This is a genomic window from Nonomuraea sp. NPDC050540, assembly GCF_044457485.1.
Taxonomy (GTDB): Bacteria; Actinomycetota; Actinomycetes; order Streptosporangiales; family Streptosporangiaceae; genus Nonomuraea.
Genome location: NZ_JBITHA010000017.1, coordinates 251,608 through 271,510, shown reverse-complemented (window position 1 = coordinate 271,510; position 19,903 = coordinate 251,608). Strand labels below are relative to the sequence as shown.

Sequence of the window (19,903 nt, the reverse complement as noted above, 5' to 3'; positions counted from 1 at the left end):
TGACAGCCCGATTCCGGGGTGATGGTGTGGGCTAGGCGTGGAATGAGATTCTGTATCGCGGAAAGAAGGAGGAGTCATGGAGCCGGAGGTCGTTCCCGTGCCGCGGGCGAGCCTGGGTGAGGGTCCGCGCTGGGACGGGCACACGGGCACGCTCCTGTGGGTCGACATCCCGGCCGGGCTGGTGCACCGGCTCGATCCGGCCGACGGCTCGCACGAGGTGACCGAGGTCGGCCGGCCGGTGGGCGTGGCGGTGCCCAGGACCGGCGGCGGGCTGGCGCTGGCCGTCAGGGACGGCTTCGCCGTCCTGCGGGACGGGGGCGGGCCGCGCGACGAGCATGGGGTGCGCGACGGGCGCGGGCTGGAGGTGGTCGCGGCGGTCACGGCCGGCGAGCGGCCGGGCAACCGGATGAACGACGGCGCCTGCGACCGCGCCGGCCGGTTCTTCGCCGGGACCAAGGCCGAGGACGACACGCCGGGCGCGGGCGCGCTCTACCGGCTCGACCCCGGCGGACGCTGCGAGCGGGTGCTGGACGGCGTCTCGATCTCCAACGGCATCGCCTGGAGCCCGGACGAGCGGCTGCTCTATTACGTGGACACGCCGACGGGCCGGGTGGACGTCTTCGACTACGACCCGGCGAGCGGGCGGATGGCCGGGCGCCGGGTGTTCGCCGAGATCCCGCGCGGCTACCCCGACGGGATCACCGTCGACGCCGGCGGGCACGTGTGGGTCGCCCTGTGGGAGGGCGGCGCGGTCCTGCGCCTGCGGCCCGACGGGCGGCTCGACCTGGCCGTGGAGGTGCCCGCCGCCAACGTGACGAGCTGCGCGTTCGGCGGCCCCGGTCTCGGCGAGCTGTACATCACCACGGCCTGGGACGGCAGGGCGGGCGGGGAGCTGTGGCGCTGCCGTACCCCCTATACGGGTCTCCCCGCCAACCCCTACCGCGACCTCAGCCCTTGACCGCGCCGGTCAGCGCCTGGACGAACCGGCGCTGGCCGAACAGGAACACCGCGAGCACCGGCAGCGTGGTCAGCACGGTGCCCGCCATGATGGCCGGCCAGTCCGCGCGGTGCTGGCCCTGGAAGGTCGTCAGGCCCACCTGGACCGTGTAGTTGTCCTCCGAGTTGATCGCCACCAGCGGCCAGAACAGGTCGTTCCACGCCGTGATGAACGTGATGACGGCCAGCGCGGCCAGGGCGGGCCTGGCCACCGGCAGCACCACCCGGTAGAACGTCGCCACCCGGGAGCAGCCGTCGATGCGCGCCGCCTCCTCCAGCTCCTTCGGGAAGGACTGGAAGAAGGAGGTCATGAGGAAGATGCCCACGGCCGAGGCGAGCTGCGGCACGATCAGCGCGCCCAGCGTGTCGGTCAGCCCGGCCTTGTTGAAGATCAGGAAGGTCGGGATGACCGTGAGCTGGAACGGGATCAGCGCGGTGGCGATGACCAGGATCAGGACCAGCTTGGAGCCGGCGAACCTGATCCTGGCGAACGCGTAGCCGGCCATGCTGCACAGCACCACCTGGGCCACCACGATCGCGCCCGAGACGATGATGCTGTTGACGAACCAGCGCAGGAAGTTCGAGCGCTCCACGACCGTGCGGTAGCCGCCCAGGTCGACGCTCTCCGGCCAGATCGCCGGGGGGAACCTGTTCAGCTCGGCCTGGGTCATCACCGAGCTGAGCAGCAGCCACACGAACGGCAGGACGACCACCGCCGACATCGGCACCAGGAGCAGATGCCACCTGCCGGACCAGCGCCTCATGTCGTCACCCCCTTGCGCCGGGCGAGCAGCAGGCCGGCGACGATCAGCACCAGGGTTCCGGCGAACAGGGCGTAGGCCACGGCCGCGCCGTACCCGGCGGTGGAGAAGCTGAAGGCGAGCTGCCACACGTAGTAGACGATGGTCACGGTCGCGTTGGCGGGGCCGCCCTTCGTCGTGGTCATGACCAGGTCGAAGAACTGCAGCGCGTCGATCACGCCCCACACCGTGAGGAAGATCGTCATCGGCCGCACCGACGGCACGATGATGTGACGGAACCTGGCCCAGGCGCCGGCGCCGTCGATCGCGGCGGCGTCCAGCACCTCCTTGCTGATCTCCTGGATGGCCGCCAGGTAGATCACCACGGCGAACCCGAAGCGGGTCCAGAAGAAGATCGCCGTCAGCACGAGCATCGCCTGCGAGGGGCTGCTGAGCAGGCCCTGCAGCGGCAGGCCGAGCTTGGCCAGCAGCCCGTTCACCAGGCCGAAGTCGCGGTCGAAGACGAAGCCCATCAGCAGGCCCGTCGCGGTGGCCGACACGACGTAGGGCACGAGGAAACAGGTCCGGTAGAACCCGATGCCGCGGACCTTCCTGTTCAGCAGCACCGCCACGAGCAGCCCGGCGATGAGCGAGGACGGGATGTACAACACCAGGAGCAGCCCGGTGTTGCGCAGCGCCTGGAAGAACACCGGGTCGGCCAGCAGCGCCCGGTAGTTGTCCAGCCCGACGTTTCGTCCCGGCGACATCAGGTCGGAGTCGGTGAACGACAGCGCCAGCGCCCAGGCCATGGGGATCAGCGAGAACCCCAGGATGACCAGGGTCGCCGGCCCGGCGAAGGACCACCCGGCGATGTTCTCGCCGAGCCTCCTGCGGTCCTTCTGACGCCGGTGCTGGCTGGCGGTGGCGCCGAGCGCGGTCGCGCTCATGATCCCGGTACGGCCAGCGCCGCGTCGGCCTTCCTGGCCGCCTCGTCCAGGGCCGTCTTGGCGTCGCTCTTGCCGAGCAGGGCCTGGGCGATGCCCTCGGCGACGAACGCCGACACCCTCGGGTACCGCGTGGTCGGCGGCCGGACCCGTTTGGCGTTGGCCAGGTTGGCGGAGATCACGTCGATACCCGGATATTTCTTGAGATAGTCCTGGTAACCGGGCAGCTTGGTGATCGACTCGCGGATCGGCAACGACCCCGTGTCGCTCATCCACACGAGCTGCTGCTCGGCCGCGGTCAGCCAGGCCAGGAACGTCGCCGCCGCCTTGACCCGGCGCTCGTCGTGCTGGAAGACCACCCAGTTGTCCGGCCCGGAGATGGTCTCGTGGTTGCCGTTCGTGCCGGGCAGCGGCGAGACGCCGTAGTCGACCTTGGCCGCCTGCAGGTCGGGCAGCACCCACGGCCCGGACATGAACATGGCCAGCCGTCCGGACTCGAACAGCTTCTGCCCCTTCTCGGCCGGGCTGGAGTCGAGGTAGAGCGACTTGTCGTCGACGGCCATGGCGCGCAGCCGGTCGAGGGCCTGCTGACCCTGGGCGGAGTTGAAGGCGGCCTTCTTGTGGTCGGGCGTGAGGATGTCGCCACCCGCCTGCCAGACCATCGGCCACAGGCCCCAGACCGCCTCTTCGCCGCCGCTGATCGGCCAGGTGGCGCCGAAGACGCCGGCCTTGGCGTCGGTGGACCGCTTGGCCATCGCGCGGAAGTCGTCCCAGGTCCAGTCCGGTCCCGGCGGCTTGAGCCCCGCCTCGGCCAGGACGTTCTTGTTGTAGAGGACCACCATGTTGTCGACGACCGCGGGGAAGCCGATGACCTTGCCGTTGACGGTGACGGCCTCGCGTTCGCTGGCCCAGAAGTCCTGCCACTTGACGGCCGGGTCCTTGACGAACGCGGTGAGGTCGGCCGTCTTGGGGTTCCTGGCGATGTTGGGCGCCCAGGAACCGTAGAGGTAGGCGATGTCGGGGTAGGCGTCGGAGGTGAGCGCTGCGGTGATCTTGGGCAGCATGCCGTCCGCGGTGGCTCCGCCGGACTCGGTGTCGACCTTGATGCCCGGGTGGCTCCGGTTGAACTGCGCGACCAGCTTCTCGATCGACTTGGCGGAGGCGTCCTCCTGGCCGTGCCAGATGGTGATCTCCACGGGGCCGTTCGCCGCCGGTTCCTTCCCGCCCGCCCCGCAGCCGGTCACGGCCAGCGCGAGGACCGCGGCGGCGGCCAGGGCCAGCCTCATCGCACACCCTCCGGCATCAGGTCGCCGTGGGCGGCGATCATCTCGTCCACGAGGTCGTGGATCTGCTGGAGCGTGAGCGTCGCCGCGGCGTTGGGGTCGAGCATGGCCGCGTGGTAGACGTGCTCGCGGCGTCCTTCGAGCGCTGCCAGCACGGTCAGCTCGCCCACGTTGAGGAACGTCGTGTTCAGGGCGGCGAGCTGCGGCGGCAGCGCGCCGATCCTGGTCGGGCGCACCCCGGCCCGGTCCACGAGGCACGGCACCTCGACGCAGGCGCCGGCGGGCAGGTTGGCGATCAGGCCGTCGTTGCGCACGTTGCCGTGGATCACCCGGGGCGTGCCGGTCTCGATGGAGTGGATGACCTCGGAGGCGAGCTCCATGGCGGGCTCGATCTCCACGCCCTCCCCCGCGGCCAGCCGCCGCCTGGTCTCCTCGTAGGTGCCGAGGTTCTCCTCCGACCAGCGCAGGTAGATCTCCACGGGGATGCGGAAGTGCGCGACCTGGTCGTCGTGATGGAGGAACCACGGCAGGTACTCCGAGCCGTGTTCGCTGGACTCGGTCGGGAAGTGGCCGAAGCGGCGGTACATCTCCACCCGGACGGTCCTGCGCAGTTCGGGGTCGGCGGCGACGACCTCGTCGAGCGCCGGGTAGAGGTCGCGGCCCTGGTGCTCGAACTTCAGGACGAACGCCTGGTGGTTGGCCCCGGCCGTGACGAAGGAGACCTCCTCCTCCGGCACGCCGACCAGCGAGGCCAGGCGGGCCTGGGTGTCGCGGACCGAGTGGCACAGACCCACCACGTTCGTGAACGGCGTGCCCTGGTAGACCGCGCGCGGGATCATCGCCATCGGGTTGGTGTAGTTGAGCAGGAGCGCGTCCGGCGCCAGCTCGGCCAGGTCGTGGCCCAGCCCGACCATGACCGGGATCGTGCGCAGCGCGCGGAAGATGCCGCCGATGCCGAGGGTGTCGGCGATCGTCTGGCGCAGGCCGTAGCGGCGCGGGATCTCGAAGTCGGTGCGCGTGGCGGCGTACCCGCCGACCGCGATCTCGTTGATCACGTAGTCGGCGCCCTCGACGGCCCGGCGGCGGTCGAGGTGGGCCTCGACCTTGGCGCCCAGGCCCAGCTTGGCGACCATCCAGGCGGCCATGGCCTCCGCGGTGGCCAGCCGTTCCGCGTCGATGTCGTGCAGGACGAGGGTGGTGGAGTCCCCCAGTTCCGGAAATGTCAGAATGTCAGAGAGAACGTTCTTGGTGAATTCGACGCTGCCCGCGCCGACGAACACGATGCGTGCCATGGGCCACTTTCCCTCCACAGAGCACGAAGCGGGCGTGGGTCTCCGCTACGTGCGGCAGTATAACCAGCTATCCGTAATACAGACCAGAATTCCATACTGTGGAATGATCGTCAGCACGGAATTCTCGACATCGAGAGAAGGTTGACAACCTCCGATCTTCCTCTGTTTCCTTATCTGCGGAACATGATTCCGCAATACGGAACGGAGGGTTGGTTTGTTGATCCATCGCATATCCCGCCTGGCCCTGGCCGCGGCGCTGGCGTTCGTGCCGGCACTGGCCTTCACCGCCGGAGCGGCGGCCGACGTGTCGAGCGGCGCGGCGATCTGGCGGCCGCCGGTGCAGAGCCGCTGGCAGTACCAGCTCCAGGGCAGCAAGGCCCACGCCGCCACCGGCGGCATCAACGTCGGCATCTGCGAGGTGCCGCAGTCCGGCGGCGCCTGCGTACGGCCGAGCGTCTTCGACATCGACCTGTACGTCGACGCCGAGGTCGCGGGTGACAACACCACGCTCAACACCGCGGGCGTCGACGCCATCCACGCCAAGGGCGCGAAGGCCGTTTGCTACATCGACGCGGGCTCGATCGAGGACTTCCGTCCCGACTACCCGGCGTTCGCCGAGTGGCACGACAGCCACGGCAAGTCGCTGCTGGGCAAGCCGTTCAGCGACGAGTTCCCGAACGAGCGCTGGGCCAACATCAACAACGACAAGGGCCAGCGGGACTTCCTGCTGAAGATGATGGAGGCCCGCGTCGACAAGTGCGTCAGGGCCGGGTTCGACGGGGTCGAGTTCGACGTCGTCCACGCGCACGAGGAGGGCCAGAAGGTCACCGGCTGGAACATCAGCGCCCAGACCCAGCTGACCTACAACAAGGCGCTGGCCGCCATGGCCCACAGGAAGGGCCTGTCCGTGGCGCTGAAGAACGACCTCAGCCAGGTGGACGAACTGGTCTCCCACTTCGACTACGCGGTCAACGAGGAGTGCTTCCAGTGGAAGGAGTGCGATGTCCTGTCCGCCTTCGTCAAGGCGGGCAAGCCGGTCTTCCAGGTGGAGTACAAGACCTCGCCGGGCGGTTTCTGCTCCAAGGCCGCCGCGCTGAAGTTCAACTCCATCAAGAAGGCGACCGACTACTCGCTCTACGACAAGCCGTACAAGCCGTGTAGGTGAGGGCCCCGGGCGGTCCCGCCGGGGGCGGGGCCGCCCGTTCACGCCAGCCTCGGCACGAGCGCGCGGACGTTGCCGGCGTAGACCTTGCCCAGCACGTCGCCGGGCAGGTCGAGCCCGCTGATGGTCCATCGGCCCATCAGCGGCGGGTCCTCGGTGGAGTGGGCGAACGCCTCGTCGGCGGTCTCCAGGAAGCGGAAGTGGATCCGGTAGGTCTCCGGGTCCGGCGGGAGGTCGTCGGTGCCGAACAGCACGCGGCCCGGGTGGCGCATGATCAGCTCGCGCGCGGCCCGCGGCGCCCGGCCCAGCTCGGCCAGGCGCGCGGCGATGTCGATGTGGAAGTTGGGGTGCTCGTCGAGCATCCCGCCGACCCAGGCCAGGTTCTCCGGCCAGCATCCGGCGTGCACGCCGATCACGGTGGTGGCCGGGTGCGTGCCGATCATGGTCTCCATGGCCTCGATCAGCCGCTCGAACGGCGGGAACTCCGGGCCGGAGAACACCCAGCCGGGGTGGGCGGCGAGCTGTTCGAGCCGTTCGTTGCGCTCGTCGACCGGCTCGAAGAACGCCACCGGGTCGGCGGTGTGCAGGGCGATCGGGATGCCCAGCTCCCCGGCCGCGGCCCACAGCGGGCCGAGCCGTACGTCGTCGAGCATGACCAGCTCGCCGCGGTGGTCGCGCACGCGCAGGCCGACGTCCTTCCAGACCTTCAGTCCCGCGGCGCCCTCCGCGACCGAGGCGCGCAGCTGCGCGGCCAGGCGCTCCCCGAAGCCGGGCTCGGCGGCCTGCGACCAGTCGACGTGGCAGAAGGTGGCGAACCTGCCGGGGTGGGCGGCGTCGTAGCGTTCGAGGTTGGCGGCCAGCTCCCGGCCCCAGCGGCCGTCGAGGTTGACCATGGCGCGCACGTTGAGCGTGTCCATCTCGGCCAGCAGCGCGGGCACGTCCTTGACCATCCAGTCGCCGTCCTCGCTGAGCCAGCGGCCGAGGTGGGTGTGGGCGTCCACGACCGGCAGCCGGGCCCGCTCCACGTGGTGAACGGGGACCCTGAGCTGCGAGATCGGGCGGTACTCGGACAGAGGTGTGCGCACGGACATGGACGCCTCGATTCAGAAGGTCAGCAGGGCTTTGACGGGGGTGGTGCGCCCGTTCATCAGCGTGGTGAAGATCTCCGCGCCCTCGCCGATCGGGTAGGTGGCCACCCAGCCGAGGTCCCAGCCGGCGACCAGGCCGACGGCGGCGGCGAAGTCGGCGTCACGGTAGGCGAAGGAGCCGACCACCTGCTTCTCCCCGCGTACCAGCGCGGCGGCGTCGAATCCGGCGGTCGGGTCGGCCAGGCCCAGCCAGACGGCGGTGCCGCCGGGACGCAGCCGGGCCAGCGACTGCTCGTGGGTGGCGGCGGCGCCCACCGCGTCGAAGATCACGTCGTACTCTCCGGCCAGCTCCGGCACGGCCGCGCCGGCGCCGAGCCGGCGGGCGATCTCGCGGCGGTGCCCCGAGCGGTCGGCGACCTCGATCCGCGCCGCGCCGCCGGAGCCGGCGACCAGCAGGCAGGCCAGGCCGATGGCGCCGGCCCCGATGACGCCCACGCGGGCGCCGGCGGGCGCGCCGGCCAGCGACCAGGCGTGCACCGCGTTGGCCGCGGGCTCCACGATCGCGGCGGCCGTCCAGCCGAGCCCCTCCGGCAGGTCGGTCAGCGTGCCCGAGGGCACCGCGACCCGCTCGGCGAAGCCGCCGGGCCGGTGCACCCCGACGATCTGCCGCTCCCTGCACACGTTGCGCAGCCCGAGCGCGCACAGGTCGCAGGCGCCGCACGACAGGATCGGGTTCACCACGACCCACCTGCCGTCGCCGGTACGGCCGGCGAACTCGTGCCCCATCACCAGCGGCGGCACCCGGAAGCCGGGCGTCCTGACCCCGTGCAGCTCGCTGCCGCAGATGCCGGAGGTCACCACGTGCACCAGTTCGTCACCGGGGCCGACCTCGGGTTCCGGCACGTCGCGGACCTCCATGGCGCCGGGTCCGGTGAACACCAGGGCCCTCATCGGGTGCCCTCCGTGACGGGGTTGACCAGGACGCCGATGCCCTCGACGCCCGTCTCGACGGTGTCGCCGGGGCGCAGGGAGCGCCGCGGGTCCATGAACTCGCCGCAGCCCCAGGGGGTGCCGGTCAGCACGACGTCACCGGGTTCGAGGGTGAAGGCGCGCGAGCAGAAGGCGAGCAGTTCGGCCACCCCGAAGAGCATCTCGGCGGTGCTGGAGTCCTGGACGGTCTCGCCGTTGACGCGGGTCCACAGCTTCAGCGCCTGGGGGTCGCCGAGCTCGTCGGGCGTCACGACGACCGGGCCGAGCGGGCAGAAGGTGTCCAGGCTCTTGCCGCGGGTCCACTGGCCGTCGGCGAACTGCAGGTCACGTGCGGAGACGTCGTTGGCCACGGTGTAACCGGCCACGCCCGCCAGCGCCTCGTCCCCGCTCACGTTCCTGAGCGGCGTGCCGATGACCGCGGCCAGCTCGACCTCCCAGTCCACGCGCTCGGTCAGCCCGGTGTCGATGACGATGGGCTCGCCCGGCCCGATCACGCTGGAGGGGAACTTGGCGAACATCAGCGGCCGCTGCGGCTTGTCCATCCCGGTCTCGCGGATGTGGTCGAGGTAGTTGAGTCCGATCGCCACGATCTTGCCCGGCCGCAGGGGCCGGACGGGCACCGCGGCGTCGAGCGGCCCGGCGGTGCGCACCGAGCCGAGCCCGCGGGCCAGCACGGCCTCCAGCGGGGTGCCCGGGGGCACGTCGAGGGCGTACCAACGTCCGTCGCGTTCCTCCGCGGCCATGCGGGTCTGTCCGACCCGGACCGTGCCGACTCTCATGCGAGCTCCCATTCCATGATGCAGAATGCCATTCCGGCTACGCGAAAAGGACAGCAGTGGCGGGGGCACCTGTCAAGAGTTCTCTGGAACTGTCCAGCATTCTGTATGGCGGAATGCTAATGCTTCTGACGGAATGGCTGTGTTACGTTCGACGGGCAGAGACCCGAGAGGGCGTGATCCATAGATGTATCCAGAAATCGACACCCCTGCCCTGGTCATCGACCTCGACGTGGTCAGGGCCAACGTGAACGAGATGGCGAAGGTGGCCGCCGCAAACGGCGTCCGACTCCGGCCGCACGTCAAGACCCACAAGATGCCCGAGCTGGCCAGGATGCAGCTCGAGGCCGGGGCGAGCGGCATCACCTGCGCGAAGCTCGGCGAGGCCGAGGTGATGGCACAGGCCGGCATCGACGACATCCTGCTCGCGTTTCCGATCTGGGGCCGGCCCAAGCTGCGCCGCCTCGCCGCGCTGCGCGAGCGCGCCAGGGTGCGCGTCAGCCTCGACTCCCCCGAGGTCGCCACCGAGCTCGGCCGCCTCGGCGGGCCGCCGGTGGAGGTGCTGGTCGAGGTCGACACCGGCCAGCACCGGCTGGGCCGGCCACCGGGCCGGGCCACCGCCGACCTGGTCGCCGAGATCGCCGCCGTCCCCGGCGTGGAGGTCGCCGGCCTGCTCACCCTCGCCGGGCACGCCTACCACTGCCGCACCCCGGCCGAGCTCGCCGAGACCGCCCGCCGCGAAGGCGAGGACCTGGTGGCGACCGCCGAGATGTGCGCCCGCGACGGCATCGCGCTGCGCGAGATCAGCGTCGGCTCGACCCCCACCGCCCGCCACGTGGCCGGAGTCGCCGGCGTGACCGAGATCCGGCCGGGCACCTACATCTTCAACGACACCGCCATGATGCGCCTCGGCGTCGCCTCCGAGGAGAACACCGCGGCCAGGATCCTGACCACGGTGATCGGCCGGCCGATGCCCGAGCGGGTCGTGTGCGACGCGGGCACCAAGTGCCTCACCTCCGACGGGTACGGCACGCCGGGCTGGATCCGCGCCGTGGGCCTGCCGTACCTGGGGATGGAGTTCTTGAACGAGGAGCACGGCGTGGCCCGTCTGGAGCCCGGCCACCACGGTGAGCTGCCCGTCGGCTCGCGGATGGGGCTGATTCCCAGCCATGCTTGCTCTGTCGTCAACCTCTTCGACATCGCCTACGGCGTCGAGGACGGGGAAGTCATCACCGAACTGCGCGTCGCCGCCCGCGGGGCCGTGCGCTGAAAGGAGGCAGCATGCGCGGCCTGGCCGGCAAGCGGGTGCTGATCAGCGGAGGCAGCAGCGGCATCGGCGCCGCCACCGCCCGCAGGTTTCTCGAAGAGGGCGCCAGGGTCGTGCTCGGCGGCCTCGACGAGGCAGAGGTGGACGCGGCGGTGACCGGGCTCGCGGCGCTCGGCGAGGTGAGCGGGCTGGCCGGCGACGTCAGCGCGGAGGCCGACGTGGCCCGCCTGGTCGACGGCGCCGTCGCGGCGCTGGGCGGGATCGACGTCCTGGTCAACAACGCCGGTACGGCCTGGCGCGAGCCGTTCCTGGAGATCACCCCGGGGCACTGGGACCGGATCATCTCGGTGAACCTGCGCGGCATGTTCCTGGTCGCCCAGGCAGTCGCCCAGCACCTGGTGGAGCGCGGTTCCGGCGGAGTGATCCTGAACATGTCCTCCACCAACGGCCTGGGCGGCGAGGCCGACTACGCCCACTACAACGCCTCCAAGGGCGGCGTGCTCCTGCTGACCAGGACGATGGCGGTCGAGCTCGGCAAACACGGCATCCGGGTCAACGCGCTGTGCCCCGGCTACATCCAGACGCCGCTGAACTCCGCCATCTCCTCCGGCCTGGCCGGCGACTTCGTCTCCGCCTACGCCCGCGACCACATCCCGCTCGGCCGGGCGGGGCTGGCCGAGGAGGTCGCCGCCGCGTACGCGTTCCTGGCCTCCGACGACGCCGCCTTCGTCCACGGCACCGAGCTCGTCATCGACGGCGGCCAGCTGGCGATCATGTGAGCGGGCCCGCCGGACGGTAGCGCAGCCACAGCACGCCCGACCGGTACGGCGTCGCGGCCACCAGCCGAAGCCGGATCGGGCCGACGCCGTCGAAGACGCGCGGGCCCGCCGCCCAGAGGCAGGGGTTGACCCAGAACCAGAACTCGTCGACGAACCCGCGCCTGGCCAGCGTGTGCGCGAGCTCGCCGCAGCCGGAGACGACCAGGTTGCCGCCGTGGGTGTCCTTCAGCTCGGGCACGACCTCGTCGAGCTCGCCCTTGATCAGGGTGGCGTTCCACTCCAGCGGGCCGGGCCGGGTCCGGGAGGCGACGTACTTGGGCATGCCGTTGATGCGCTTGGCGTAGCGGCCGAGCGCGGGGTCGCCGCCGAGGTGGGGCCAGACGGCGGCCAGGTCCTCGTAGGTCTTGCGGCCGAGCACCAGCGCGTCGGCCAGCAGGAGTTGTTCGAGGGAGGCGTCACCGCTGTCGTTGTCCGCCTCCAGCCAGGTGTCGGGGGCGGGCGAGTCGAACACGCCGTTGACGGTGATCATGTTGTGCGCGATGAGCTTTCCCATGGCCGGCCTTTCGACGGTTACCCAGGCACGCTAGGAGCCGGGGGCGGCCGGCCGCATCGGTCGAACTACTGGCGCTGAACCGGCGGCCTGCCTACAGGTCGAGCCGGCCCAGCTCCGCTCGCCTGCTGACGCCGAGCTTCGGGTAGGCCTTGTACAGGTGGTGGCCCACGGTGCGCGGGCTGAGGAACAGCTGGGCGGCGATCTCGCGGTTGCTGAGGCCGAGAGCGGCGCGCCGGACGACCTGCAGCTCCTGCGCGGTGAGCTGTTCGGCGGCCGCGGTCTCGGGGGGCGGGACGGGGCCGCCGAGCGCGACGAGCTCGGTCCGCACGCGGGCCTGCCAGCCGTGCGCGCCGATCTGGTCGAACGTCGCCAGCGCCCGCGACAGCAGGGTCCGCGCCGAGGTGGGGCGGCGGTGGCGGCGCAGCCATTCGCCGTAGGCCAGCTGGGTCCGGGCACGGTCGTAGGGGCCGCAGCCGTCGACGGCCAGCGACGCCTCGAAGCGCTGCCCCGCCTCGCGGCTCTCGTCGAGGAGGGCGGCGCAGCGCAGCAGGAGCGCTCCGGCCGCGGGGCTGGCGGTGTGCCCGGCCCAGCTCTCCAACTGCGGCAGGTGGTGGCGGGCCCGGTCCTGGTCGCCGGCGCGTACCCCGGCCTCGACGTGGTCGGCGATGGCGCGGACGGTCACGTCCCTGCCGGGCGGGCCCGCGCAGACCTCGTCGAGCCGGTCGAGGGCGGCGTCGGGGTCGCCGGCCATGAGGTCGATCAGCGCCAGTCCCCATCGGGCCTGGGCCGCGGCCATGCCATGGCGGCCGGCGTGTTTGAGCACCAGCTCGGCCTGCTGCCTGGCGGTGTTCACCTCGCCGCGGACGGCGGCGAGCCAGGACGAGATCGCGGTGAGCACGATCACCTGGAAGTCCTGGCCCAGTTCGGCGGCCAGGGAGACGGCCTCGGCGACGTTCGCCTCCGCGTCGCGGAACCCGCCGGTGACGAGCTGGGCGAGCGCGAGCGGCTCCTGGACGTACGGCAGCCAGCCCACGGCGCCCTGGGCGCGCATGGTGGCGACCTGCCGGTCGAGCACCGTCAGGGCGAGGTCGTCGGCGCCGATCAGGACGCCCAGGAAGCCGGCCGTGAGCCCTTCGAGGGTGGCGTCCATGGCGCCGTCGCGGGCCGCGAGGAGCAGGTCGCGCATCGGCGGCACCGCCTCCTCGGTCCGGCCGCTCAGCAGGGCGACGAAACCGCCCAGCGCGCGGGCGACCTCGGGCGGTCCGCCGCGCACCCGGCCCAGTCGCTCGCCGCATCGGGCGAGGAGCCCTTCGTCCGCGGCGTCGCGGGCGCACCACACCGCCTCGGTCAGCACGGAGATCGCGCGGGCCGGATCGGCGGCGAGGACGGGGACGGCGGCGTCGAGGGCGAGTGCGCAGGCCCGCGCGGGCGATTCCCGCTCGTAGGCGACCTGCGCCCGGATCCACGCCGCCTCAGCCTGAATCCACGCCACGCCCGCGACCGTCGCCCCATTCTCGACCGCACCCGCACCCGCGGCCGTCGCCGTGCCTTCGACGGCCTTTCCGGCTGTCGCGCCCCCCGTCGGCGGGTCGTCCGCCCGCTTCGGCGCCCGCCGGGGCGGGTGGTCCGTCGGCTTCGGTGTCCGCAGGGGCGGGGCCGGTCATCGCGGTGACCGCTGCGGCCAAGGTGTCCGCGTGGTCCAGCAGGCCGGCGTCGTAGGCCGCGCGTGCCGCCGCGACCAGGCGGCGGGCCTGGACGGCGGCGTCGCCGCTCAGCCGCACCGCCCGTTCCAGCGCCCGGGACGCCGCCGCGGGCGCGCCCCGGGCGAGGGCACGTTCCGCGGCCCGTTCCAGCTCGTCGGCCACCCCGTCGTCGATCCCGCCCGCAGCGGTCGCGGCGTGCCAGGCACGCCGGTCGGCGTCGCGCGGATCGGACAGGACGTCGGCGAGCGCCCGGTGCGCGGCGAGCCGCCACGCGAGCGGCGCCTCCTGGTACGCCGCGGCCCGGATCAGCGGATGCCGGAACTCCACGGCGTCGGCGGTCACCCGCACGAGCCCCGCGTGCTCGGCGGGCTCCAGGTCGCCGGCGCGCAGCCCGAGCCGCTCGGCCGCGGCCAGGTACGACCACAGCTCGCACCCGTGGTCGGCGGCCACGAGCAGCAGAGCCTGCCGTGTGCGCGAGGGCAGCGTGCGCAGTCGCAGGCGGTAGTGCTCTTCCAGCCGGCCGACGGCGGCCAGGGGCGCGACGGGTGACGGGAGAGCGCCGGTGCCGGACCTGGCCAGCTCCACGATCGCCAGCGGGTTGCCGCCCGACTCCACGAGCACCCGGTCGGCGACCGGCTGCGGCAGCGGGCCGACCGTGGCCAGCAGTTCGGCGGACTCGCGCGCGCCGAGCCGCGGCAGCCTGACGTCGTCGATGCCCGAGGCGGGGAAGGGCCGCTCGCCGTCGCGCACCGCGAAGACCGCTCCCACCGGGTCGGTGTGGAGCCGCCGGACCGCGAACAGCAGCGCGTCCACGGAGGACCGGTCGAACCACTGCACGTCGTCGAACAGGCACAACAGCGGCCTTTCACCGGCCAGCTCCGACAGCAGTGTCAGCGTGGCGGCGCCGACCATGAGCCGGTCGCCGGAAGCCGGTCCCGTCCCGAACGCCGCCCGCAGCGCCTGCGCGTGCGGCGCGGGCAGCGTGTCGAAGCGCGCGGCGTCGCGGGCCAGCATCAGCTGCAGCGCCGCGAACGGGATCTCGGCCTCGGACTCGATCCCGGCCACCCGCAGGACCCGCATGCCGCCGGCGACGCCCGCCGCGTACTCCAGCAGAGCGGTTTTGCCGATGCCCGCCTCGCCGCGCACGACCAGCGACCGGCTCCGGCCGGCCTTGGCGTCGGCGACGAGGCGGACCAGCCGGGAGCGTTCGGCGGAACGTCCCACCATCATGGGGGAAGTCTAGGGTGAGCACCGCTTTTCCCCGTGGAGAAGGGCGTAGGCAGGCGTGAGCGGGCGCTGGTCGTCCTGGAGGAGATGCGGCTGCGGCCGTACGACAGGGAGTCGTTCGAGGCGATGGGCTGCTCGAACTGCCGGCCGCCCGGCATCCGCGCCATCCCGGCGTGCGGCGGATCCTCGCCGACGCGCTCAAGGACGCGAAGGCGTCGCTCGACCTCATGCTCACGCTGACCGCGTACCTGGTCGTGGCGGGTGTCCCGGTCGCGGTCCTCGCCGCGGCCGGCGCGCCGCTCGGGCCGCCAGTTCCTGTACCGCGGCGACCCGCCCGTCTCGCCCGAGTTCCGCTACCGCGACGCCCCCGGAGGCGACCCCAAAGGGCCGGTGCTCAGGGGATGAGGATCGTCTTGCCGGCCAGGCGTCCGGTGACGGCCTCCTCGTGGACGGCGGCCAGATCGGCCAGCGGCCGGCGGCCGGCCACGTCGATCTTCAGGGTTCCCGCGTCCACGCGGGCGACCAGCTCGGCGAGCTGGGCGGCGTCGCTGCGGGCGAATACCTGGGCGACGCGCACGCCGCGACCGGTGTCCTCGGCGGCGGTGGTGGTGCTGACGAAGACGCCGTCGTCGGCGACCAGGTTCGTCAGCTCGGCGGTCTCCTCCGGGCTCGTCCGGACGAGGTTCAGCACCACGTCGAACCTGCGGCCCTCCAACGCCCGCGTGACGGGGGTCTCGGTGTGGTTCACGATCTGGTCGGCCGCGTAGGAGCGGATACGGCCGGCGCTGCGCGGGCCGGCGGTCGCGGTCACCACGGCGCCGGTCCGCTTGGCCAGCTGGGTGGCGTAGCCGCCCACCGCGCCGCCGGCGCCGTTGATCAGGATGTGCCGGCCTGCCCGCAGGGCGGCGTGCTCGTACAGTGCCTGCCAGGCCGTCAGTCCCACCGCGGGCAGGGCGGCGGCGTCGGCGAGGTCCACGCTCCGCGGGGCGGCGGCCAGGATGCCGGCCGGGACAACGGTGTACTCGGCCGCCGCCCCGGGGGTGGTCATCGGGAGGAAGGCGACCACCGCGTCGCCTTCGCTCCAGCCCTCCACCCCGTCGCCGATCGCGGTGATGACGCCGGACAGGTCGAAGTTCGGGATGTGCGGGAAGGTCAGCGGGAACACCTCCCGCACGTAGCCGGCGCGGATCGCGACGTCCACCGGGTTGAACGAGGTGGCGGCCACCTTCACCACCACCTGGCCGGGTCCCGCCGCGGGGAGGTCGGTGTCCTCGTGAACCAGGACGCCGGTGTCGCCGTAGGAGTGGTAGCGCACTGCCTTCATGATCTCTCCTCCTGAAATTGCTTCGAAGTTGAAGCGTGTGATGACAGTAGCTTGCTTTGAGTTCGAAGCAATACCCGGCGAGGAGGCGATGCCGGTCACAATGCTTTGAGTTCGAAACATATAGGCTGAACGGATGACCGACGACGGCGTTCAGGGGCTCGACCCCCGGCAGCTGGGGGCCTACTTCGCGCTGATGGAGGCCGTCAGCCTGCTTCAGCACCACGTCGAGCAGCAGCTCCAGGCCGCGGGGGACCTCAGCTACGTGCAGTTCCAGCTCCTGGCCCGGCTCGCCAACGCGCAGGGGCGGCTCACCATGACCGAACTCGCCGACGGCGTCGTCTACAGCCGCAGCGGCCTCACCTACCAGGCCGGGCTGCTGGAGAAGACCGGTCTCATCACCCGCGGCCCCTCCCCCGACGACGAGCGCACCACCCTGGTCACCATCACCGAGGACGGGCTCGCGCTTCTGGGACGCGTGATGCCGGGGCACATCCAGGTCGTGCGCGGCATGCTGTTCGACCCTCTGGCCGACGAGGACCTGAGCCGGATCGGCGACATCATGGTCCGGGTCCGCGACCACATGCGCTCGCTGCCGCCCCGCTCGGCCGCCCCCCGCAAACGCCGCCCGCCGAGCGCCCGGGCCTGAACCCGCTTCCCCGGGCGGAACGTGTTGTTCGCGGTCGCGCTTGTGGAACATCCGGCTCGACGAGCGCGGCGCCGAGCCCGGCCCGGCGCCAGTTCATCGAGGGACTGACGCATACCGGGCTCCAGGGGCGGGTCAGCTCACGGCCTGCTTCACCAGCGCGCTAATGCGGGCCTCCACCTCGGGGGTGATCTCGATCAGGGCGTAGGAGACCGGCCACATCGCGCCGTCGTCCAGCTTCGCCGGGTCGCTGAAGCCGAGCGTCGCGTAGCGTCCCTTGAACTTCTCCGCGGCCTGGAAGTGGCAGACGAGCTTGCCGTTGAGCGCGTAGGCGGGCATGCCGTACCAGAGCTTCGGAGCGAGGGCCGGGGCACTGGCGGTGACGATGGCGTGGACGCGCTCGGCCAGGACGCGGTCCGCGTCCTTCATCTCGGCGATCTTGGCGAGCACGTCCCGCACCGCCTCCGCGGCCTTCTCGGCCTCGCTGCGGCGGGCCGTCGTCTTCAGCTCCTTGGCGTGGTCCTTCATCGCGGCGCGCTCCTCGGCCGTGAACCCCTCGTACGCGGTGGTGGCGGTGCGGCTCATCGTGTGCTCCTTCGTCGTTGTCGCTGTAAGACAAAGGTGCCTGGGCGGGTTGATACATCCGCTATGCGGAGACGATGCGGCCGCATACCTTTTCTTTCTGGATACCGTCCTGTTAGTTTGCCAGCTATGCCCCTCTCGCTGTTCTTCCTCCTGGATGGCGTTGTTTTCGCCACGTGGGTGGTTCGCATCCCCTCGGTCAAGGACCACCTCGGCGTCTCCACCGGCGGTCTCGGCGTGGCGCTCATGTGCATGGCGATCGGCACCGGCCTCGCCATGACCGTCAGCGGGCGGCTCTGCCTGCGCTACGGCACGCGCCGCGTCATCCTCGCCGCCATCACCCTGCTCAGCCTGGCCCTGCCGGTGATCTCGCTCGCGGACACGATGGTGGCGCTGTGCCTGACGCTCGCCGTGACCGGGCTGTGCTACGGCACCCTCAACATCGGCCTGAACAGCGCGGCCGTCGAGGTCGAGCGGGCCACCCGCCGGCCGGTCATGTCGGTGCTGCACGGGCTGTGGAGCGCGGGCGGCCTGGCCGGGGCGCTGCTCGGCGGCCTCCTCCTGGGCTCGCTGACCACCTCGCAGCACTTCCTGCTGGTGTCCGCCCTCATCCTGCTCGGCACCGCCGTCCTGGCCAGGCCGCTCCTGCGCGGGACGGTCCCCGCGGCCGCGAGCTCTCCCGCCAAGGGCGGGCCGCGAACGTTCCGCCTGGCCGTGGCGCTGTGCGGGGTACTGGCCGTGTGCGCGGCGTTCGGCGAGGGCGCGGTGGCCGACTGGAGCGTGCTGCACCTGCGCGACGACCTGCGCGCCGAGGCCGACCTGGCCGCGTACGGCTTCTCGGCCTACTCGGTGGCGATCGCGATCACCCGGCTGGCGGGCAGCCGCCTGGTGGCGCGGTTCGGGCAGAGCACCGTGCTCGTGAGCGGCGCCGTGCTGGCGGTGTGCGGCAGTCTGGCGGCGTCGTGGACGGGTTCGGTGGCGGTGGCGTTCGCCGGGTTCGTGGTGGTGGGGTGCGGGCTGGCCAACGTCTTCCCGCTGGCCATCGCCCAGGCGGGGGCGCTGGGCGGACCGGCGGGCGTGAGCCTGGCCTCCAGCATCGGCCACGCGGGCATGCTCGGCGGGCCGCCGTTGATCGGCTTCCTGGCCGAGCACGTCGGGCTGCCCGCCGCCCTGTCGGCCATCGCCGTCTCCTCGGCCGCCGTCGTGCCGCTCGCGCTGTACCTCCGCTCAGCGCGATAGATCCCCTGCACACGGAACCCTCAATTATCAGAATAAGTAGCGATATCGTGCTTGGGCATGACAGGAGGGGAGATCACCTCGGAGGCAGGAACCCGCGCACGGGCGTGAGGCCGCCACCCGCGGCGGCACGAAAGGGAGCGATGGAAACGCGCACAGGCGACGCTCTGATCGAGCGGATCCGCACGCATCCGGCCGACGACGACATCGTGGGCCCGGCGGCCAACGACCTGCTCGGCGAACTGCACGCGGGATACCCGGTCGAGAACCTCGGCAGGCTTCTGCGCAGCGACGACGAGGCGGTCGCCGGGACGGGCGCCTGGTTGCTGGCGGAGCTGGCGGAGCTCGCCGCCCCGATGATGGACGAGATCCCGGCCCTGCTCTCCCACCGGAACCGCATCGTCCGCTACTACGCGATCGCGGTCGTCCTGGAGAACGCCGGCGAACGCCACGGGCCCGTCATCGCCCAGGTCATCGCCCTGAGCCAGGACCCGGAGAGCGCCATCCGCTGGAAGGTCCTCGAATTCCTGACCGAGTCCTCCGTCGAGCAACTCGAGGCGGGGGCGTCGTGCCTGTCCCCCGGCCGGTTCAGGGACCTGATCGAGTGGCTGGTCCTGCAGGAGGACGAGGAGCCCGACGTCTCCGGCATCATCACCCGGCTGGCGGCGGGCGACCCGGTGACCAGGCTGTTCGCCGCGGCGGCCGCCACCAGCCTGTCCGGCCCGGACGACATGAGCCTCCTGGAGCACGCGGCCGGGGCCGAGGACGAGGAGATCCGCTCGTTCGCCGGGGAACGGCTGAGCGAACTGCGCGAGCACGGCACCGGCTAGGAGATTACTGGGCGAAGTACCTAAGTACGACAGATTCGCCGTGCCCGGCGTTTGTCTAGCGTTGGGGTCAAGACGAACTCTGAGGAGAAAAGCACATGAGCGACATCAAGCGCTACCTCGCCACCTGGAACCAGACCGACGACGCCGTGCATGCCGGAGCCTGAGTTCCCGGCCGCCATCTGACTTCGGAGGAAACATGACCGCGTACCTGCTCGCTCACCTGCGCAAGCCCGACGAGATCCACCCCGAGGTACTGGAGTACAAGGACCGGGTCCAGTCCACCCTCGACCCCTTCTCCGGCCGGTTCATCGTGCGCGGCGGCGAGGTCGACGTCCGGGAGGGCGACTGGCCGGGCGACGTGATCCTGGTGGAGTTCCCGTCCATGCGGCACGCCCGCGCCTTCTACGACTCGGCCGCCTACCAGGAGATCCTCCACCTCCGCACGGACCACCTGAAGGGCGAGGTGATCCTCGTCGAAGGCATCTGAA

20 protein-coding genes are annotated in these 19,903 nt (G+C 71.7%); 8 read left to right on the top strand and 12 right to left on the bottom strand.

The genetic code is table 11. From position 1 onward, the window contains the following. Positions 1-76 precede the first annotated feature (76 nt). Positions 77-958 carry an SMP-30/gluconolactonase/LRE family protein gene (locus ACIBI5_RS42665; RefSeq protein ID WP_397255732.1) on the top strand — a complete coding sequence of 294 codons (882 nt, stop codon included), beginning with the start codon at positions 77-79 and terminating at the stop codon, positions 956-958. Here ACIBI5_RS42665 and ACIBI5_RS42660 read toward each other — a convergent pair. Genes ACIBI5_RS42660 through ACIBI5_RS42645 form a run of 4 tightly spaced genes read right to left on the bottom strand, consistent with a single transcriptional unit; the run spans position 948 to position 5,255 of the window. Further along, positions 948-1,760, bottom strand: a complete 813-nt coding sequence (locus ACIBI5_RS42660; protein ID WP_397255730.1) for a carbohydrate ABC transporter permease — start codon at positions 1,758-1,760, stop codon at positions 948-950. The genes ACIBI5_RS42665 and ACIBI5_RS42660 overlap by 11 nt on opposite strands. After that, positions 1,757-2,683 (bottom strand): carbohydrate ABC transporter permease, encoded by a 927-nt coding sequence (locus ACIBI5_RS42655; RefSeq protein ID WP_397255728.1) that lies wholly within the window; start codon positions 2,681-2,683, stop codon positions 1,757-1,759. The genes ACIBI5_RS42660 and ACIBI5_RS42655 overlap by 4 nt, the downstream gene beginning before the upstream one ends. Beyond that, positions 2,680-3,966 carry an ABC transporter substrate-binding protein gene (locus tag ACIBI5_RS42650; RefSeq protein ID WP_397255726.1) on the bottom strand — a complete coding sequence of 429 codons (1,287 nt, stop codon included), beginning with the start codon at positions 3,964-3,966 and terminating at the stop codon, positions 2,680-2,682. The genes ACIBI5_RS42655 and ACIBI5_RS42650 overlap by 4 nt, the downstream gene beginning before the upstream one ends. Beyond that, positions 3,963-5,255 carry an alpha-glucosidase/alpha-galactosidase gene (locus tag ACIBI5_RS42645; RefSeq protein ID WP_397255724.1) on the bottom strand — a complete coding sequence of 431 codons (1,293 nt, stop codon included), beginning with the start codon at positions 5,253-5,255 and terminating at the stop codon, positions 3,963-3,965. Before ACIBI5_RS42645 ends, ACIBI5_RS42650 begins: the two co-directional genes overlap by 4 nt. 217 nt (positions 5,256-5,472) lie before the next feature. On the opposite strand from ACIBI5_RS42645, the gene ACIBI5_RS42640 reads away from it, so the two are divergent. Further along, positions 5,473-6,420: an endo alpha-1,4 polygalactosaminidase gene (locus ACIBI5_RS42640; RefSeq protein ID WP_397255722.1), complete on the top strand. Its 948-nt coding sequence runs from the start codon at positions 5,473-5,475 to the stop codon at positions 6,418-6,420. A 38-nt stretch (positions 6,421-6,458) separates the two neighbouring features. Here the strand turns inward: ACIBI5_RS42640 and ACIBI5_RS42635 are convergent, their stop codons facing one another. The 3 genes from ACIBI5_RS42635 to ACIBI5_RS42625 are packed head-to-tail and all read right to left on the bottom strand — an operon-like array spanning position 6,459 to position 9,274. Beyond that, positions 6,459-7,508 carry an amidohydrolase family protein gene (locus ACIBI5_RS42635; protein WP_397255720.1) on the bottom strand — a complete coding sequence of 350 codons (1,050 nt, stop codon included), beginning with the start codon at positions 7,506-7,508 and terminating at the stop codon, positions 6,459-6,461. 12 nt (positions 7,509-7,520) lie between these two features. Next, on the bottom strand, positions 7,521-8,456 hold the full coding sequence (locus tag ACIBI5_RS42630) for a zinc-binding dehydrogenase (RefSeq protein WP_397255718.1): 936 nt from the start codon (positions 8,454-8,456) through the stop codon (positions 7,521-7,523). Further along, complete coding sequence (locus tag ACIBI5_RS42625; protein WP_397255716.1) at positions 8,453-9,274, bottom strand: fumarylacetoacetate hydrolase family protein; 822 nt, start codon at positions 9,272-9,274, stop codon at positions 8,453-8,455. Before ACIBI5_RS42625 ends, ACIBI5_RS42630 begins: the two co-directional genes overlap by 4 nt. Before the next feature lie 184 nt (positions 9,275-9,458). On the opposite strand from ACIBI5_RS42625, the gene ACIBI5_RS42620 reads away from it, so the two are divergent. After that, positions 9,459-10,541 carry an alanine racemase gene (locus ACIBI5_RS42620; RefSeq protein WP_397255714.1) on the top strand — a complete coding sequence of 361 codons (1,083 nt, stop codon included), beginning with the start codon at positions 9,459-9,461 and terminating at the stop codon, positions 10,539-10,541. A gap of 11 nt (positions 10,542-10,552) precedes the next feature. Beyond that, positions 10,553-11,317, top strand: a complete 765-nt coding sequence (locus ACIBI5_RS42615; protein ID WP_397255712.1) for an SDR family NAD(P)-dependent oxidoreductase — start codon at positions 10,553-10,555, stop codon at positions 11,315-11,317. Here ACIBI5_RS42615 and ACIBI5_RS42610 read toward each other — a convergent pair. The 4 genes from ACIBI5_RS42610 to ACIBI5_RS42595 form a co-directional block, all read right to left on the bottom strand. Then, on the bottom strand, positions 11,310-11,870 hold the full coding sequence (locus tag ACIBI5_RS42610) for a dihydrofolate reductase family protein (protein WP_397255710.1): 561 nt from the start codon (positions 11,868-11,870) through the stop codon (positions 11,310-11,312). The two genes, ACIBI5_RS42615 and ACIBI5_RS42610, sit on opposite strands and share 8 nt — an antisense overlap. 91 nt (positions 11,871-11,961) lie before the next feature. After that, positions 11,962-13,362 (bottom strand): LuxR C-terminal-related transcriptional regulator, encoded by a 1,401-nt coding sequence (locus tag ACIBI5_RS42605; protein ID WP_397255708.1) that lies wholly within the window; start codon positions 13,360-13,362, stop codon positions 11,962-11,964. Next, complete coding sequence (locus ACIBI5_RS42600) at positions 13,343-14,803, bottom strand: AAA family ATPase (RefSeq protein WP_397255706.1); 1,461 nt, start codon at positions 14,801-14,803, stop codon at positions 13,343-13,345. Before ACIBI5_RS42600 ends, ACIBI5_RS42605 begins: the two co-directional genes overlap by 20 nt. A 391-nt stretch (positions 14,804-15,194) precedes the next feature. Continuing rightward, positions 15,195-16,124, bottom strand: a complete 930-nt coding sequence (locus tag ACIBI5_RS42595) for an NADP-dependent oxidoreductase (protein WP_397255704.1) — start codon at positions 16,122-16,124, stop codon at positions 15,195-15,197. 133 nt (positions 16,125-16,257) lie between these two features. On the opposite strand from ACIBI5_RS42595, the gene ACIBI5_RS42590 reads away from it, so the two are divergent. After that, a complete protein-coding gene (locus tag ACIBI5_RS42590; RefSeq protein ID WP_397255702.1) occupies positions 16,258-16,770 on the top strand; it encodes a MarR family winged helix-turn-helix transcriptional regulator in 513 nt (170 codons plus the stop codon). A 132-nt stretch (positions 16,771-16,902) separates the two neighbouring features. Here the strand turns inward: ACIBI5_RS42590 and ACIBI5_RS42585 are convergent, their stop codons facing one another. Continuing rightward, positions 16,903-17,352: an iron chaperone gene (locus tag ACIBI5_RS42585; RefSeq protein ID WP_397255700.1), complete on the bottom strand. Its 450-nt coding sequence runs from the start codon at positions 17,350-17,352 to the stop codon at positions 16,903-16,905. A 126-nt stretch (positions 17,353-17,478) separates the two neighbouring features. Between ACIBI5_RS42585 and ACIBI5_RS42580 the strand changes: the two genes are divergently transcribed. The 3 genes from ACIBI5_RS42580 (at position 17,479) to ACIBI5_RS42570 (ending at position 19,902) form a co-directional block, all read left to right on the top strand. Beyond that, complete coding sequence (locus ACIBI5_RS42580) at positions 17,479-18,588, top strand: MFS transporter (RefSeq protein ID WP_397255698.1); 1,110 nt, start codon at positions 17,479-17,481, stop codon at positions 18,586-18,588. A gap of 140 nt (positions 18,589-18,728) precedes the next feature. Beyond that, complete coding sequence (locus tag ACIBI5_RS42575) at positions 18,729-19,415, top strand: hypothetical protein (RefSeq protein WP_397255697.1); 687 nt, start codon at positions 18,729-18,731, stop codon at positions 19,413-19,415. 196 nt (positions 19,416-19,611) lie between these two features. Continuing rightward, entirely contained in the window at positions 19,612-19,902 is a 291-nt protein-coding gene (locus ACIBI5_RS42570; protein ID WP_397255695.1) for a DUF1330 domain-containing protein, read from the top strand. The last annotated feature ends 1 nt before the right edge of the window (position 19,903 follow it).